The sequence below is a fragment of the Streptomyces aurantiaciflavus genome (assembly GCF_049808595.1).
Lineage (GTDB): Bacteria > Actinomycetota > Actinomycetes > Streptomycetales > Streptomycetaceae > Streptomyces.
Map to the genome: position 1 here is coordinate 234,460 of NZ_JBNCAQ010000007.1, position 15,237 is coordinate 249,696.

Below are 15,237 nucleotides of genomic sequence, written 5' to 3' on the forward strand. Positions count from 1 at the left end.
CGCCGTCGATACGCGCGGCATGCTAGTACGGGTAGCGCCATACGCACCAGGTTGCGTGCCACGCAACTTGCCGTGCGGGTCGGCTCTGTGACGCGCGCCGCTGGTGTGGATTTTCGCTGCCCGTATAGTTGCGTTGTGAGCAACTACAGTCCAGATAACGAAACGACGGGTTCGCAGACCGGTGGGGTTCAGTCCGTCGACCGCGCCATCACCGTGCTGGAGATCCTGGCTCAGCGTGGCGACGCCGGCGTCAGCGAGGTGGCCGCCGAGATCGATGTGCACAAGTCCACCGCGTTCCGGCTGCTCGGCGCCCTGGAGGCGCGCGGCCTGGTGGAGCAGGCGGGCGAGCGCGGCAAGTACCGCCTCGGTTTCGGCATCGTGCGCCTCGCCGGCGCGGTCACTGGACGCATCGACATCACCCAGCAGAGCCGCCCGGTCTGCGAGCGTCTCGCCGAGGAGATCGGCGAGACGGTGAACCTCGCCGTGATGCAGGAGCACTACGCGATCAACCTGTACCAGGTGCGCGGCCCGGGTGCCGTCGCCGCGCACAACTGGGTCGGTCAGCTGACCCCGCTGCACGCCACCTCCAGCGGCAAGATCCTGCTGGCCCACATGCCCGCCAAGGAGCGTGCCGCGCTGCTGGCCGAGGCCGGCCTCAAGAAGATCACCCCCCGGACGCTGACCGCGAGGACGAAGCTCGAGAAGAATCTCGCCGACGCTCTCGAGCGTGGTTACGCCTGGACCCTGGAGGAGCTGGAGCTGGGGCTCCACGCCATGGCCGCACCGGTCCGCAACCGGGACGGAGAGGTCGTCGCGGCCATCAGCGCCTCCGGACCGGCGTACCGGTTCACCGAGGAGCGGATGCACGAACTCGCCCCGGTGCTGGTGAAGGGCGCGGACGAGATCAGCCATCGCATGGGCTACCTGGGCTGAGACCGTGCGCCGCCGTCGACGCCCCCGTCGGGCGCCGGGAGCCGGCCCGCCGCGAGCCGCCGCTACCGCGGCTGCCCCGTCCCCAGACGCTCCTGGACGAAGGCGTGGAACTCGGCGATGTGGTGTTCGCTGGGCACCAGGACGCCGCCCTTGGCGTACATGCGGGAGCTCATGCCCGGCTGCGTGCGCTCGCACGCGTCGAAGTCCTGCCGGTTGACGCGGTCGAAGAGCTCCACCGAGCGGCTGACGTCCTTGCCGCTCTCGACGACGTGCCTGAGGTAGAGCCAGTCGCACTCGACGATCGTGCGGTCCGCGGCGACCGGGTACATCCGGTGGAAGATCACATGGTCGGGCACGAGGTTGATGAACACCTGCGGCCTGACGGTGATCGCGTAGTAGCGGCGGTCCTGGTCCTCGGTGACCCCCGGAATGCGGTCCAGCCCCTCGGAGCCGTCGACGGTGAAGCCCCTGATCCCGGTGCCGAACTCCGCGCCGTGTCCCACGTAGTACTGGGCGGCGTAGCCGTCGGCGAACTCCGGGAGCACCTCGGTGAGTTCGGGGTGGATCGTCGCGCAGTGGTAGCACTCCATGAAGTTCTCGACGATGAGCTTCCAGTTCGCCCTGACGTCGTAGACGATCCGCCTGCCGACCTCGAGGTGGTCGATGTCGTAGTGCTCGATCGACTCGGTGTCGCCGAGACGGGCGACCACGTCCCGCACGACCTCGTCGAAGGGGGGCGGGTTCTCCGCGAGGCACACCCACACGTAGCCGAGCCATTCCCGCGTCGCCACGCCCGCCAGACCGTACTCCGTGCGGCTGACGTCGGGCATCTTGGTGAGGTTGGGCGCCGCGACGAGCTTGCCCGTCAGGTCGTACGTCCAGGCGTGGTAGGGGCACTGGAAGGCGCGCTTGACCTCGCCGGTCTCCTCCGTGCAGAGCTTGGCCCCGCGGTGCCGGCAGACGTTGAAGAAGGCGCGTACGGAGTTGTCCCGTGCGCGTGTGATCAGGATGCTCTCGCGGCCCACCTCGACGGTCTTGAAGGCGCCCGGCCTGGCCAGGTCGGCGGAGCGCACGGCGCAGAACCACATCCTTTCGAAGATGTGTTCCTGCTCCTGGGCGAAGACGCCCGGATCCGTGTAGGCGGAGCCGGGGAGGGTGGCGATCAGGCTTTCCGGAAGGCCGGTGGAGGTCACAGTCACTCCTCGCGAAACGTCGTGGATCGGTCATTCACGCGCCGGGAAGAGCGACACCGGCCGTCGTTGTGATGGAGCAACGCTGCCTGTCGGACGCGACAGCGGCACGAGATGCGGCGTCGGCGCCGTCAGGACGCCGCGGCGGCGAGCTGCTTGCGCCAGCGCGTGAACAGCCGCGGCTGGTTCATCCCGAGCACGGCGACCGGGTGCCCGGCGCGCCGGTAGACGGCCAGGACGTCGCGGTCGTCCGGGGCGCCTTCCTCGATCGTCACGCTGTCGGCGCCGGCCGCGTGACCGGCGAACTGGATCTTCACGCCGTACTGGTCCGACCAGAAGTACGGCGGCCGGGGCACGGCCGGTTCCACCGCGCCGCCCGCGAGCAGCGCGGCCACGGCCGCGTCGGGGCGCTCCCGCGCGCCGGTCCAGTGCTCGACGCGGCGGTGGACGCCCGAGCGGGGGTCGTACCAGTTGGCGCAGTCGCCGACCGCGACCACTCCGGCCAGGCCGGTGCGGCCGTCGGCGCCGCACTTGACGCCGTTGTCGAGGGCGACACCGGAGCCTTCCAGCCAGTCCACGCACGGGCGTGCGCCGACGCCCACGACGACGATGTCGGCGGGGACGGTCCGGCCGTCCTCGAGCTGGACGGCGTCCACCCTCCCCCGGACTCCGTCCCGGGGGACCCCCGTCTCGCTTCGCTCCTCGCCGCTCAGCCCCTTGACGCCCACGCCGCACAACAGACGTACGCCGTGGTCCGCGTGGAGGGCGGAGACGATGCCGCCCATGGTCTCGCCGAGCGGTCCGGCCAGCGGTGTGGGCGCCGCCTCGACGACCGTCACGTCGAGGCCGAGGGCGTAGGCGGTGGAGGCGACCTCGGCGCCGATGAATCCGCCGCCGATCACCACCAGCCGTCCGCCCAGGGCCAGTTCGTCCCGCAAGGCGCGGGCGTCGTCCAGGGTGCGCAGGGTGTGCACGCCGGCCAGGCCGTCCGTGCCCGGCAGCGGCCGCGCGGCCGCGCCGGTCGCGATGACGATGCCGTCGGCCCTCACCTCCCGGCCGTCGGCGAGCCGCACGGCGCGGCGCCCCGGGTCGAGGCCGGCGGCGCGGGTTCCGAGCAGCCACTCCGCCCGCAGATCCTCGTCGTCCGACTCCAACGCGAGGTCGGCTTCGCCGAGGTCGCCGGCCAGGAACTCCTTGGACAGGGGCGGCCTGTCGTACGGGCGGTGGAGTTCGTCGCCGATGACGACGAGCCGCCCGTCGTAGCCCTGCTTCCGCAGTGAGCGCGCCGCCGACAGACCGGCCAGCGAGGCACCCACCACGGCCACTGTCCTCACGCGGGACCCCCGGTGAGCCGGGCGGCCACGCAGGGCGGCAGGTTGGGGGCATCCGTGGACAGCCGGACGTAGATCATGCCGTCCTCGACGTGGACCTCGTGCGTGCGCACCGGGCGCTTGGCCGGCGGAGCGTCGACGGCTCCGGTCCGCAGGTCGAACTTCGAGGCGTGCAGCGGGCATTCCACCTCGCAGCCCTCCAGCCAGCCGTCGGCGAGCGAGGCGTCCTGATGGGTGCAGGTGTCGTCGATGGCGAAGACCTCGCCGTCATCGGTGTGGAACACCGAAACCGGCGGATCGATGTCGAGCCGGTAGGCCTCGCCTCGGGGCAGGTCCACGAGACGGCACGCGGGAATCATCATGACACCTCGGTGCGTATAGCGAAACGGATTGCGTTGAACGCAACGTCAGTTTGGGGGCGGCCGCAAACCCTTGTCAAGGAGTCCACAGGACGGGCCGACACCCGCTTGGATGTTGCTTTTTGCGCAACAGATTGCGAAACATGCAACGAACGGCACGGCGTAACCCTCTCCGGGCAGGGGCGTCCGCGCGGTGCGCCGGCCCTCACAGCACCACCACGGAGCGCAGCACGTCACCGCGGTGCATCTTCTCGAAGGCCTCCTCCACGTCTCCGAGGCCGATCGTCTCGGAGACGAAGGCGTCCAGGTCGAAACGCCCTCCCAGGTACAGGTCGATGAGCGCCGGGAAGTCGCGCGAGGGCAGGCAGTCGCCGTACCAGCTGGACTTCAGGGCGCCGCCACGCCCGAAGACGTCGAGCAACGGCAGCTCCACCTTCGTCTCCGGGGTGGGCACGCCGACGAGCACGACCGTGCCGGCGAGGTCGCGGGCGTAGAAGGCCTGCCGGTACGTCTCGGGGCGGCCGACCGCCTCGACGACCACGTCCGCGCCGAAGCCGCCGGTCAGCTCGCGCACGGCCGCCACGACATCGCCCTCGGCGCCGTCGACCGTGTGGGTGGCCCCCATGCCCATGGCCCGGTCCAGCTTTCGCCGGTCGATGTCGACGGCGATGACCTTGGTCGCGCCGGCGAGCCTCGCACCGGCGACGGCGGCCATTCCGACCCCGCCGCAGCCGATGACGGCGACGGTGTCCCCGCGTCCGACGGCGCCGGTGTTCACGGCCGCGCCGAAGCCCGCCATGACACCGCATCCGAGCAGGCCCGCGGCGGTCGCCGGGGCCGTCGGGTCCACCTTGGTGCACTGTCCCGCCGCGACCAGCGTCTTCTCCGCGAAGGCGCCGATGCCGAGTGCGGGTGAGAGCGGAGTGCCGTCGAGCAGCGTCATCGGCTGCGTCGCGTTGTGGGTGGCGAAGCAGTACCAGGGCTTGCCCTTGCTGCAGGCCCGGCACTGACCGCAGACCGCACGCCAGTTGAGGATGACGAAGTCACCCGGCTCGATGCCGGTGACCCCCTCCCCGACGGCCTCGACGCGGCCCGCCGCCTCGTGCCCCAGAAGGAAGGGGAAGTCGTCGTTGATGCCGCCCTCCCGGTAGTGGAGATCGGTATGGCAGACACCGCACGCCTCGATCCTCACCAGCGCCTCGCCCGGTCCCGGGTCGGGGACGACGATCGTTTCGACGGAGACCGGGGCGCCCTTCTTCCGGGCGACGACGGCACGCACCTCGTGGGCCATGGGTTACTCCTCGCGCGGGAACTCGCGGATACGCGTTGCCTCATTCGATACACGCACCGCTATACGCAACTGAGCATCGAGGAGGGCAGGACGAGGGTCAAGAGGTCGGCCGGGCCGTTTCCGCCGGGGCGGACCGTGACCGGCGAGTCCGGCGCAGACGAGGAGGAGCCGCATCCCTGTGGACGCGGCTCCTCACATGCGCCCGCGTGCGGGCGGGTGGGCGCGGTGGCCTCCTCGGCCCGGACGGCCGTGGCCGTCATGGCCGGCCGCTTCGCCCCGGTGTTCTCCCGCGGGCGGGGGAACTCGTACTGCTTCTCCGAGGCCGTGCCGCAGCGCATCCGCGCGCGACTCCCGGAACAGGGCGGGAACCCGGGGTCGTCGGTGCTCGTGCCGTCGAGGCGGTTCAACTTCTCCTCGGCCGCCCTCTCTCCGCCGGCCGGCCGTCGACGCCCCGCTCCCCCTCCTCAAGGCGCGTCGGACGGCGAGATGGACCACCTCCCCGGCGTGGGCTGACGCGGAGCGGATCCCGTCCGCGTCCTGGTCCTGCTCGACCCGCGCGTCACACGCGTGACAGTCCCCGGCTCACCCGGCGCCCCGCGGTCACGGCCGCTCCCGTCAGCGCGGCGGCGACGGCCGTCCTGCGCATGGCGGTGCGTCGCCGTCCGTGCCAGCCGCCGTGCACCGCGCCCTCGCCGGGGGCGGGGACGTGCAGCGCTCCGTGGGTGGCCGGAGCCTCCTCGTGGTGGTCGAGGTGGCTCCTGTCCGTCTGCCATGCCATGGTCCGCTCCGCGATCCCGGGTGCCATCCGGGACTCTCGCACCAGGGCGCGGCCCGTGGGGCCGACCACGCGTTCGCGACGCGGGTGGCCGACGAGGTCCACGACGGCCCGGGCGACCCGCTCGGGACTGTAGACGGGGGGCATGGCGACCACCTTGCGTCCGGTGAAGTTCGCCGCCTGCTCGAAGTGCGGCGTGTCGATGGTCGCGGGCATCACCGTGCACACGTGAATGCCCTTCACCCCCTCCACCCGAAGCTGCTGCCGCAGGCTCGAACCGAGCCCTTGGACAGCGTGCTTCGACATGCTGTACGGGTGGCTGTACGGCTGGGACACGGCACCCGCGACGGACGAGATGTTGATCAGCGTGCCGGAACCCTGTTGTCTCATCACCCGCAGAGCCGCTCGGGCCCCGTGGACGTACCCCATCACGTTGACGTCCAGGACCTTGCGGAAGTCCTCCAACGGCACGTCCTCGAAACGGCCATAGGCGTTGACGGCCGCGTTGTTGACCCAGACGTCGATTCTGCCGAACTCCGCCACCGCACGCCGCGCCAGGTCCTCGACCGCCCTGACGTCCGTGGTGTCGGTCGGCACGACCAGCGTCCGCGCCCCGCGATGCTTGCGGCACTCCTGGGCGGCCGCCTCCAGCGCCTCCTCGCGGCGCGAGGCCAGCACCACGGCGCAGCCCTTGCGTGCGAAGGCCTCGGCCGTGGCCCGTCCGATCCCGCTGGACGCCCCGGTCACCACCACCACGTGATTGCGCAGTCCCATTCCGTACCTCCTCGGATCGGCCCGAGCCGAACGCTCGTGTCCGGCTCACCGCCCGCCCGAGTACCCGTAATCCCTCCGGTCGCTGCGGCCCCCGTCACCCCAGCGGCCCCGCCCATGCCACCGCGCACCGGCCCAGCGGCCCACCCGTCGCGCTTCCTCGCGCGCCCGCGGCGGCGTCGATGTTTCCGTGGACCCGTGCGGGGGGACTCGCGCGTCCGTGGTGGCGTACGCGGCGGAGCAGCGGGTGGGCTTGCCCGCGCTGCGGGCGGGCTGGGTGACGCAGACGTTCGTCCACTGGCCCTTCGGGCCGGACGACGTCCAGGCGCTGCTCCCCGACGAACTGACCGTCGACGTGTACGACGGCGCCGCCTGGGTGAGTCTCACGCCTTTCGTCATGGCGGACGTGCGCCCCGCGGTCGTACCCGCCACGGCGCCCGGACTGCCGTCGTTCGCGGAGACCAACCTGCGGACCTACGTCCGCCGCCGGACCGGGCGGGACGGGCTGTGGTTCCTGTCCATCGAGGTCGCCTTCCCCCTGATGGTGGCGGCTCGCGTGATCGGCGCGCCGTACCACCCGGGCACCCTGGGCGTCTCCTCGGCCGGGGACTCCGTCGCGTACGCGGGTTCGCGATGGGTCGGCGGGGCCTCCTACCGTCTGGTCGTCCGCCCCGGCGACCCGATCACGCCGACGGAGCGGGACGTGTGGCTGACCTCGCGCTGGCGGGCGTACACACGCGGGATCGGCGTGCTCTGGGAGACGCCCGTCGAGCACGAGCCGTGGCCGCTTGCCGACGCCGCCCTCGAGGTGCTGGAGGAGACGCTGACCGCCGCCGCGGGCCTCCCCGCCCCCATCGGCGAACCCGTGGTGCACTTCTCGGAGGGAGTCAGGCATGTACGCCTGGGGGTCTCCCGGCCCTGCGCCCCGGAGCCGGCCCCTTCCTGATCCCGGGACGGTGCGGCCCGCTGCTGCCGACGCCCTCACGAGTCCTCCGGGGTGCGGGGACGGGCGCGTGACGCGGATCCTCCGCGGGGCCGCACGGCGGCGGCTTCGGTTCGACGGCTGGATCGCCGGCATGGGCACGTCCTCCGGGACGCGGATCGTGCTGGGGCACTGGCCAAAGTCGCCGTTCGGGCCGTTCAGCGACGTAATGCTCGAACGGGCCGACGGTGAGCGGCTGCTGCTGGCCCCCACCCGGGAGACCGCGGACTTCGTCGGCGACACCTATGCCTTCGACACCGTACGCGTCGTCCCGGTCCAGGTGCGTGCCGGCGACGGCGTGTGGACCGTCACCGCGGGGCCACTCGACCTGAGCTTCGTTCCCGGGCGCCGGGGGCTCCTGGGGCTCCTGCTGCGCGCGGTTCCCGGCGCGCTCGCCCGGCGTCCGGCGTGGAGCGCGCTGACGGACCGGCCCGCGCGCGTACTGCTGCCCGGCGTGCGCACCCGCGGGAGTGCCGGTGGGGGCCGACGCGAGTGGTACGGCGCCCGGGACCTGCGTCCGATCCGCGCGGTGTCCGCGGTCCTCGACGGTGACGACCTCGGGGCGTTGGCGCCCGTCGAACCGGCCGTGCGCTTCGGCTTCGGCTCGGTGCCACGCACACCCGCCGTCACACGGGTCACGACGACGGTGGAGCTGTGCCCCGGGCACTCCTGAGGCTCACCCGCGCGAATGGATCAAGCGGTCATTCGGCCCATAAACCCCCCATTCCGGTCGCCGGTGCCAAATCGCCAGGGCTACTTTCCGCAGGGCTGCTCACACGCTGCCCCACTCCGCCCTGCTGCCGACCGAGGGACCTGATGGCGACACATACCGAACCGGTTGCTCCCGTACCGGCGGCGGAGCGCCGCACCCGCGGCCAGGTGATCGTCACCTGGCTGACCACGACCGATCACAAGAAGATCGGTCACCTCTACCTGATCACGTCGTTCGGGTTCTTCCTGATCGGCGGGGTGCTGGCGATGCTGATCCGGGCGGAACTGGCCCGGCCCGGGCTGCAGATCCTGTCCCAGGAGCAGTACAACCAGTCGTTCACGCTGCACGGCACGATCATGCTGCTGCTGTTCGCGACACCGACGTTCGCCGGGTTCGCCAACGCGATCATGCCGCTGCAGATCGGCTCACCGGACGTCGCCTTCCCGCGGCTGAACATGTTCTCGTACTGGCTGTTCCTCTTCGGCGGCCTGATCGTGGTCAGCAGCCCGATGGTGCCCGAGGGCGCCGCCGACTTCGGCTGGACCGCCTACACCCCCCTCAGCGGCGGCGAGCGCACCACTCAGCTGGGCGGTGACCTGTGGATCATGGGGCTGGCGCTGGCCGGATTCGGGACGATCCTCGGCGCGGTCAACTTCATCACCACCATCATCTGCATGCGCGCCCCCGGCATGACCATGTTCCGGATGCCGATCTTCACCTGGAACGTGCTGCTCACCTCGGTCCTGGTCCTGTTCGCCTTCCCCGTCCTGGCGGCCGCCCTGTTCGCGCTGGAGGCGGACCGGAAGTTCGGCGCGCACATCTTCGACCCGGAGAACGGCGGAGCGATCCTCTGGCAGCACCTGTTCTGGTTCTTCGGACATCCCGAGGTCTACATCCTCGCCCTGCCGTTCTTCGGCGTGGTCACCGAGATCATCCCGGTCTTCGCCCGCAAACCGATCTTCGGCTACATGGGCCTGATCGGCGCCACCATCTCCATCGCGGGGCTGTCGGTCACCGTCTGGGCCCACCACATGTTCGCCACCGGGGCGGTCCTGCTGCCGTTCTTCTCCTTCATGACCTACCTCATCGCCGTACCGACCGGGGTGAAGTTCTTCAACTGGATCGGCACCATGTGGAAGGGCTCGCTGTCCTTCGAACCGCCGATGCTGTGGGCCATCGGCTTCCTCGTCACCTTCCTCTTCGGCGGGCTGACGGGCGTGATCCTCGGCTCCCCGCCGATGGACTGGCACGTGACGGACTCGTACTTCGTCGTCGCGCACTTCCACTACGTCCTGTTCGGCACGATCGTCTTCGCGATGTTCGGCGGGTTCAGTTTCTGGTGGCCGAAGATGACCGGCACGATGCTCGACCACCGCCTGGAGAAGATCCACTTCTGGACGCTGTTCGTCGGCTTCCACACCACCTTCCTCGTCCAGCACTGGCTCGGCGCCGAGGGCATGCCCCGCCGCTACGCCGACTACCTCGCCGCCGACGGCTTCACCACCCTCAACACGATCTCCTCCATCGGCTCCTTCCTCCTCGGCCTGTCCACGCTGCCCTTCCTCTACAACGTCTGGAAGACCGCCAAGCTGGGCAGGCGGGTCGAGGTCGACGACCCCTGGGGGTACGGGCGTTCCCTGGAGTGGGCGACCTCCTGCCCGCCGCCCCGCCACAACTTCGTCACCCTGCCGCGCATCCGCTCCGAATCCCCCGCGTTCGACCTGCACCACCCGGACCTGGCCGAGATCGAGTACGGCGAGCACGCCGGCAGGCGCGACGCGGTGGACACCGACAGCCACTGGGGCGAACCGCAGTGAGACGGCTCGGGCGTCAGGCATCCCACGGCGAGGGCGACGGCGAGCCGGCCAACACGGTCGAGGGCTACCTCCTCGCCCTCAGCCACCACGACCAGGCACGCCTCGAAGCCGAACAGCTCTGCGCCCGGATGCCGTGGCTGACCACCGCCCAGGCCGAGGACGTCGCCCACCACTACGTCCGTCAGCGCATCGACCTCACCCGCCAGATGCTGCAGAGCACCGTCGAACGGGCCGCACAACTGCGCGAGGAGTACGAGACCCGCTACCGGGCCCTCCGCCGCGACCTGCTCAGACGCCACGCGGCATGGGCCTGCGCGCTCGTCGTCTCTGTCGGCGGGGTGAGCACACTGGTGAGCCTGTTCACCCGCTGAGACAAGGACGGCCTTGTGCGGGAGGTCAACGGCGAGTTCCCTGCGGGGCCGGGTCGAAGGCGGGGTGCCCACACCGGTCGCGTTCTCGTACCGGCGACCAGACCGTGCCGGAGCGCGCGCCCGACCGTGCCGGCCGAGTACTCGCTGCCCACGTCCGCACCGGCGAGGCGGCTGTCAGCCGACGTGGTGACGGACCTCTTCGGTGCCCGCCTCGCCCCGTTGTCCGTCCGCCTCCGGGCCGTCGCGGCGCAGACGCACGTCGACGTGTCCGTCGAGGATCCGGGCGTCGAAGGCGGGCTGCGGTGCGGTGGCCGGGCCGCGGACGTTCCAGCCGTCGGAGAGCCGGAAGACGCTGCCGTGCCACGGGCACCGGACACACCCGTCGGCGATCGTGCCCTCGGACAGCGGACCCGCCAGGTGACTGCACCGTTCGGCGAGTGCGTGGACGGTTCCGCCGGCTTCGCGGACCACCAGGACCGGCACGTCGTCCACGAGGCGCCGTACGGGCCGCCCGACCGGGAACTCGGCCACGCTGCCGATCCGGTGCCAGCCCGTGCGGATGACGTGCGGGACCTCCTCCGCGTGGTTGGCGCCGGACGCCTGGCGGTAGGCCAGGTGACCGCCCAGCATGCCGCCGAGCCCCACCGCGGTCAGGCCGAGGAAGCCGTAGGCCCGGCCGGCTGCCGTACGTCCCTTGAGGCGGCAGGCGAGCGAGGTCGCGTACAGTCCCACGGCCGCCCAGTTCGCCATGGCGTGCACCAGCCCCACGCGCGCCTGCTCACGGTGCAGTTCCGCCCAGTCGACCGCGCCCGCCAGCGCGGAGGGCGCGGCCGCGGCCAGGCCGACGCCGACCAGCAGGCCCGCCTCGCGCGAGCGGCCCGGCCGGGTGTCCAGCACGGCGGCGGAGAGCCAGCTTCCGATCGGCACCTGCACCATCAGCGGATGGACCGGGTGCCCCAGCCACCTCCCGTGCAGCATGTCCCGTCCAGGCCCCAGCGGAAGGGACCGTATCCCTTTCTGAAGGGCGTCGATCACCGGGTCGGCCACGGGCGTCCGTTCCAGACGGTCCAGGAGCCACAGCATCCGGTTCTGCTGTATCCGACGGCGACGCGGCGTTGCACTCATGGCCGCCGAGTCCCCCTCCTGCGGACCCGACAAACGGCGGCGCGCACGCCTCCGGGGCACGGTCAGACCCCTGTCGGCGCGCAGTTCGCCTCGGGTGGCAGGTGCCCCGGCCCGGTGGGAGCGTGGAGTGGCGGGGGCAGCCTGTACGCGGCCGGACGTGTCCGGCTTTCCACCGTGCGGTACGGAGGACACCATGTCGCTGGTCGAGAAGCTGCTCGATGCCTACCCCGCCGAGACGGGGATGCCGCCCCGGCTGCTGGGTGAGGCGGTGGACAAGTTGTACGAGTGCGCCGGGGTCTGTCTCACCTGTGCCGACGCGGCCGCCGCCGAGCAGGACCCGGAGAAGATCGTGATGTCCATCAAGTGCGTGCGCCTGGACAACGACGCAGCCGACCTGTGCACGGTCGCCGCCCGGATCCTGGCCCGGCAGACGGGCTATGACGCACCCACGACGATGGCGATCATCGAGGCGACCCGCACCGTCCTGCGCGCGAGCGCGGACGCCGCCGAGGAGTTCAGGGAGACGACGTACTTCGAGCTGTCCGCGAAGGCCTGTCGTGAGACGGAGCGGCTGCTCGAACAGCTCGTCCAGCAGATGAACGAGAGCGGGGCGGCGGAGGGCTACCCCACCTCACCGCCCAGCGCGACGACTCCCGCCGGTGCCGCCATGGGCGGCGGAACGGAAGCAGCGGAGGAGGTCGGCGCGCCCGAGGAGGAGCCCGCGGAACAGTCCACGGAGGAACTCCAGCAGATGAACGTGGACGAGCTGCGTGACATGGCCCGGGAGCGGGGCATCACCGGTGTGCACGACATGCGCAAGGACGAGCTCGTCGAAGCGCTCAGCGGCAAGTCCGGCTCGTGAGACGGTGATCGGCTCCGGCCGCCCCGTAGGTGTCGCCCGCCGACCCGCCGGTCGCCCGGAGAGGCGTGCGGGGCCCGGCGGGTCGCGACCCTCCTGCCGGCGGGGCGCGGTCGGCCGGGCACCCGCCCCCGCGGCTGGTCAGCTGTCCTTCATCGCCTTGCGTACGGCGTCCTTGGTGCGGTCCATGAGGGCCGCGACGGGCCCGAGGGCGATGTTCGCCGTCGCGGACTCCACTCCCGGGTGCGGACGGGTGGGCGCCATGGCCTCGGCCGCCTTGATGCCCTTGGCCATGGTGGCCAGCGTGCCGGCGTCGGCGCTGCGCCGGATGTGGGTGAACTCGTAGCGCTCCTCGGCCCGGGCGTGCCGCTGGACGTCCTGGCGCAGGGCGAGCAGCCGGGTCATGAACTCGGGGTCGTCGGTGTCCATGTCCTCCAGCGCCGCGAGCGTCTCCTTGGCCTCCTTCTCCTCCTCCAGGCGTTCGGCCACCACCTGGTCGCCACCGGTGACGTTGCGGCGGGCGAAGGGATGGACCACCTCCTCCTCCGCGGTCTCGTGCACGGCGAGGAGCCGTACCAGCCGACGGAAGGCGTCCCGGCGCTCCTCCCCCGTGCTGTGCTCGACCTCGTCGAAGAGGTTGCGGATGTCGCCGTGCTGGCGCATCAGGAGGGAGACGGCGTCGGTGTCCGGAGCCCGGTCGTCTCCGGCGTGGGGGGTGTGCTGCTGGCTCATCCGGTCCTCCGTCGCTCAGTGGGCTCGCAACTCGCGGACGGGGTGTTCGCCCTCGGTCTCCTGGCGGAACTCCCGTCCGAACGTGGCGTCGTGCTCGGCCATGACGCGCTCGCTCGGCGGCTCCTCGCCGCCGTGGATCTGCTCCTGCATCCGCTCGAACCGCTCGTGCGCGTCCCGCACGTATCCCGCTCCCAGGGTCGTGAGGTCGATCTGGGTGTCCAGGAGTTCACGCAGGTACGCCTTGTTCGGCTCGAAGGTGAGCACGTCGGGCAGTTGCGGGGCCAGGATCTCCTCGGGTTGGCGACCGTCGATGCGCCGCATCAGGTCGCAGGCGACGTGCAGGTGCTCCAGCTCCATGTTCAGGTGGAGTTCCCAGATCGCCTTCACCTTCGGGTCGGTCTCCTGCTCCATGAAGGAGTGGTAGAGGTAGCACTCGTTGTACTCGTGGTTGACGAGCTGCTCCCACCATGTCTCGCCGGGGTCGACCAGTGACTCGTAGTGGGTGACGTGCTCCTCCTCGATGAGCCCGATCTCCTGGTAGAGCTGGCGGGCGATCGGCTCCATGTACTGGGGGCCGACGTTCATGTAGAAGTTCATGGTCTGCTGCTCGGCCGACATGATCGTCAGCGCGTGCAGCTTGGACAGCGGGTCGGTGCGGGTGCGGTCGTAGGGGTCGCGCACGTTGTCCGCCGGGTGGCGGTGGTGGAACCTGGTCGGGCGGCCGGGCATGACCTCGGTGAGCTGCTCGACGATGGCGTCCGCCTTGCGGTGCTCGATCATCTCGTAGAGGTTGGCGTACCGGTACAGGTGGTCGAAGTCCTCCAGCACGCCGAACTGGTACGCCTGCTCGAGGTAGGGATCCGGCTCCATCCGGGCGACCCAGGCGGTGAGGTCCACGGCGACCTGCTCGTAGGCGATGGTCGTCTCCAGCACGGAGGAGACGCCGGGCAGCAGCCAGTTCACCGCCTTCTGCTGCTGGGCCTCGATGTACCGGGTCTGCGCGAGCTGCCGCTTGACCTCGGGGTCGACGGTGTTCCGGGCCAGCATGTGGCTGAACATGATCGCCTCGACCTCGATGCCGTTCATGGTGATGATGCGGCAACGGGTGTACGGGTCGCAGTGGTCGGGGTCGATGGGTGCCACGTTCAGCTCGCGCCAGTTCCTGAGCTGGCGGTCCAGCGGGATACCACGTTGTTCGAGGGGATTGAACGTCACCGGGGGCCTCCTGGAGAGAGAGGTTGGGGTACCCGCCGGGGTGGGGCGAAACCGGGTGGGCCGACGGGCGTCGGCCATGCTGCGGTGTTTCGGCCACGGAATGGGGTAGGCGCTTCCGGGCTTCCCTCCGCCGGCCGGAAATCGGGACGCACAGTCGCCCGAGTGGGTTACCGAGCCGCGGACACGGCCGGCTCGGTGCGCAGGCGGCGGGCGTGGAGGCGGCCGGTGGCGCGGTACCACTTGTCGTGCTTCGTCATGGTGCGACGGGTTACCAGGCGGGTCGGCGACATGGGGTGGCTCGGCACTCTTCACGCCGTCACCGGCCACCGTCGCTCGCGTTCGCCAGGGGGAGAGAGGCCCCGGACCTACCGCTCGGACGCGGCAGGCGTCCCGCCGAGGCAGGGCAGCGAGGCGTCCCGCGCCTCGGGAAGATGCCGCTCCGCCCAGCCGTGCAGTTCCCTCAGCGCCGGTTCCAGGGCCGCGCCGGCGTCGGTCAGCCGGTACGAGACACGCAACGGCGGGCCCTCGTCCACCTCACGCAGCACGAGCCCCGCCGCACCGAGCTCGGTCAAACGGTCCGACAGCATGCGCTCACTGATCCCCGGGATGGCGCGACGCAGATCGGAGAAGTGCACCGGACGCTCCATCAGCACGGCCACGATCAGACCGGTCCAGCGCTTTCCCAGCAGCGCGAAGACCCTCGACATCGCGCCGTCCACCGTCTTACAGGGCCCAGCGACCACATCCTCCATACCTGGAGTGTACTGCAACCCC

At 71.0% G+C, this 15,237-nt stretch carries 16 protein-coding genes; 7 read left to right on the forward strand and 9 right to left on the reverse strand.

The annotated features are described in order from the left end of the window. Positions 1 to 135: 135 nt before the first annotated feature. A complete protein-coding gene (locus ACPT94_RS10320) occupies positions 136 to 933 on the forward strand; it encodes an IclR family transcriptional regulator (protein WP_360331792.1) in 798 nt (265 codons plus the stop codon). A gap of 62 nt (positions 934 to 995) precedes the next feature. On the opposite strand, the gene ACPT94_RS10325 is transcribed toward ACPT94_RS10320, so the two are convergent. The 4 genes from ACPT94_RS10325 to ACPT94_RS10340 all read right to left on the reverse strand — a co-directional run bounded on the left by ACPT94_RS10325 (position 996) and on the right by ACPT94_RS10340 (position 5,104). Beyond that, a complete protein-coding gene (locus tag ACPT94_RS10325) occupies positions 996 to 2,126 on the reverse strand; it encodes an aromatic ring-hydroxylating oxygenase subunit alpha (RefSeq protein ID WP_360331795.1) in 1,131 nt (376 codons plus the stop codon). 128 nt (positions 2,127 to 2,254) lie between these two features. Next, positions 2,255 to 3,457, reverse strand: coding sequence for an NAD(P)/FAD-dependent oxidoreductase (locus ACPT94_RS10330; protein ID WP_425245687.1), 1,203 nt, complete (start codon positions 3,455 to 3,457; stop codon positions 2,255 to 2,257). Continuing rightward, positions 3,454 to 3,816 (reverse strand): bifunctional 3-phenylpropionate/cinnamic acid dioxygenase ferredoxin subunit, encoded by a 363-nt coding sequence (locus tag ACPT94_RS10335; protein WP_360331801.1) that lies wholly within the window; start codon positions 3,814 to 3,816, stop codon positions 3,454 to 3,456. The genes ACPT94_RS10330 and ACPT94_RS10335 overlap by 4 nt, the downstream gene beginning before the upstream one ends. A gap of 202 nt (positions 3,817 to 4,018) precedes the next feature. Then, positions 4,019 to 5,104, reverse strand: coding sequence for an S-(hydroxymethyl)mycothiol dehydrogenase (locus ACPT94_RS10340; RefSeq protein ID WP_360331804.1), 1,086 nt, complete (start codon positions 5,102 to 5,104; stop codon positions 4,019 to 4,021). Positions 5,105 to 5,329: 225 nt separating this feature from the next. Here ACPT94_RS10340 and ACPT94_RS10345 point away from each other — a divergent pair, with 225 nt between their 5' ends. Continuing rightward, complete coding sequence (locus ACPT94_RS10345) at positions 5,330 to 5,617, forward strand: hypothetical protein (RefSeq protein ID WP_425245688.1); 288 nt, start codon at positions 5,330 to 5,332, stop codon at positions 5,615 to 5,617. 46 nt (positions 5,618 to 5,663) lie between these two features. On the opposite strand, the gene ACPT94_RS10350 is transcribed toward ACPT94_RS10345, so the two are convergent. Continuing rightward, positions 5,664 to 6,653: an SDR family oxidoreductase gene (locus ACPT94_RS10350; protein WP_425245689.1), complete on the reverse strand. Its 990-nt coding sequence runs from the start codon at positions 6,651 to 6,653 to the stop codon at positions 5,664 to 5,666. 217 nt (positions 6,654 to 6,870) lie between these two features. Between ACPT94_RS10350 and ACPT94_RS10355 the strand changes: the two genes are divergently transcribed. From ACPT94_RS10355 to ACPT94_RS10370, 4 genes are all read left to right on the forward strand, one after another. Continuing rightward, positions 6,871 to 7,596: a YqjF family protein gene (locus ACPT94_RS10355; RefSeq protein ID WP_425245690.1), complete on the forward strand. Its 726-nt coding sequence runs from the start codon at positions 6,871 to 6,873 to the stop codon at positions 7,594 to 7,596. Between the two features lie 130 nt (positions 7,597 to 7,726). Then, entirely contained in the window at positions 7,727 to 8,305 is a 579-nt protein-coding gene (locus ACPT94_RS10360) for a hypothetical protein (protein ID WP_360331955.1), read from the forward strand. Positions 8,306 to 8,448: 143 nt separating this feature from the next. Continuing rightward, positions 8,449 to 10,161 carry an aa3-type cytochrome oxidase subunit I gene (gene ctaD, locus ACPT94_RS10365; protein ID WP_360331815.1) on the forward strand — a complete coding sequence of 571 codons (1,713 nt, stop codon included), beginning with the start codon at positions 8,449 to 8,451 and terminating at the stop codon, positions 10,159 to 10,161. Then, on the forward strand, positions 10,158 to 10,532 hold the full coding sequence (locus ACPT94_RS10370; protein ID WP_360331818.1) for a hypothetical protein: 375 nt from the start codon (positions 10,158 to 10,160) through the stop codon (positions 10,530 to 10,532). The genes ctaD and ACPT94_RS10370 overlap by 4 nt, the downstream gene beginning before the upstream one ends. Before the next feature lie 174 nt (positions 10,533 to 10,706). On the opposite strand, the gene ACPT94_RS10375 is transcribed toward ACPT94_RS10370, so the two are convergent. Continuing rightward, entirely contained in the window at positions 10,707 to 11,657 is a 951-nt protein-coding gene (locus ACPT94_RS10375) for a Rieske (2Fe-2S) protein (protein WP_425245691.1), read from the reverse strand. Between the two features lie 193 nt (positions 11,658 to 11,850). Here ACPT94_RS10375 and ACPT94_RS10380 point away from each other — a divergent pair, with 193 nt between their 5' ends. Next, the gene (locus ACPT94_RS10380; protein WP_425245692.1) at positions 11,851 to 12,519 is read left to right on the forward strand and encodes a four-helix bundle copper-binding protein; all 669 of its coding nucleotides are present in this window, start codon (positions 11,851 to 11,853) and stop codon (positions 12,517 to 12,519) included. Between the two features lie 138 nt (positions 12,520 to 12,657). Here the strand turns inward: ACPT94_RS10380 and ACPT94_RS10385 are convergent, their stop codons facing one another. The 3 genes from ACPT94_RS10385 to ACPT94_RS10395 all read right to left on the reverse strand — a co-directional run bounded on the left by ACPT94_RS10385 (position 12,658) and on the right by ACPT94_RS10395 (position 15,170). Next, positions 12,658 to 13,248, reverse strand: coding sequence for a hemerythrin domain-containing protein (locus tag ACPT94_RS10385; RefSeq protein ID WP_425245693.1), 591 nt, complete (start codon positions 13,246 to 13,248; stop codon positions 12,658 to 12,660). Between the two features lie 15 nt (positions 13,249 to 13,263). Beyond that, positions 13,264 to 14,463 carry a hypothetical protein gene (locus ACPT94_RS10390; protein WP_425245694.1) on the reverse strand — a complete coding sequence of 400 codons (1,200 nt, stop codon included), beginning with the start codon at positions 14,461 to 14,463 and terminating at the stop codon, positions 13,264 to 13,266. 365 nt (positions 14,464 to 14,828) lie between these two features. Beyond that, positions 14,829 to 15,170: a winged helix-turn-helix transcriptional regulator gene (locus ACPT94_RS10395; protein ID WP_425245695.1), complete on the reverse strand. Its 342-nt coding sequence runs from the start codon at positions 15,168 to 15,170 to the stop codon at positions 14,829 to 14,831. Positions 15,171 to 15,237: the final 67 nt, after the last annotated feature.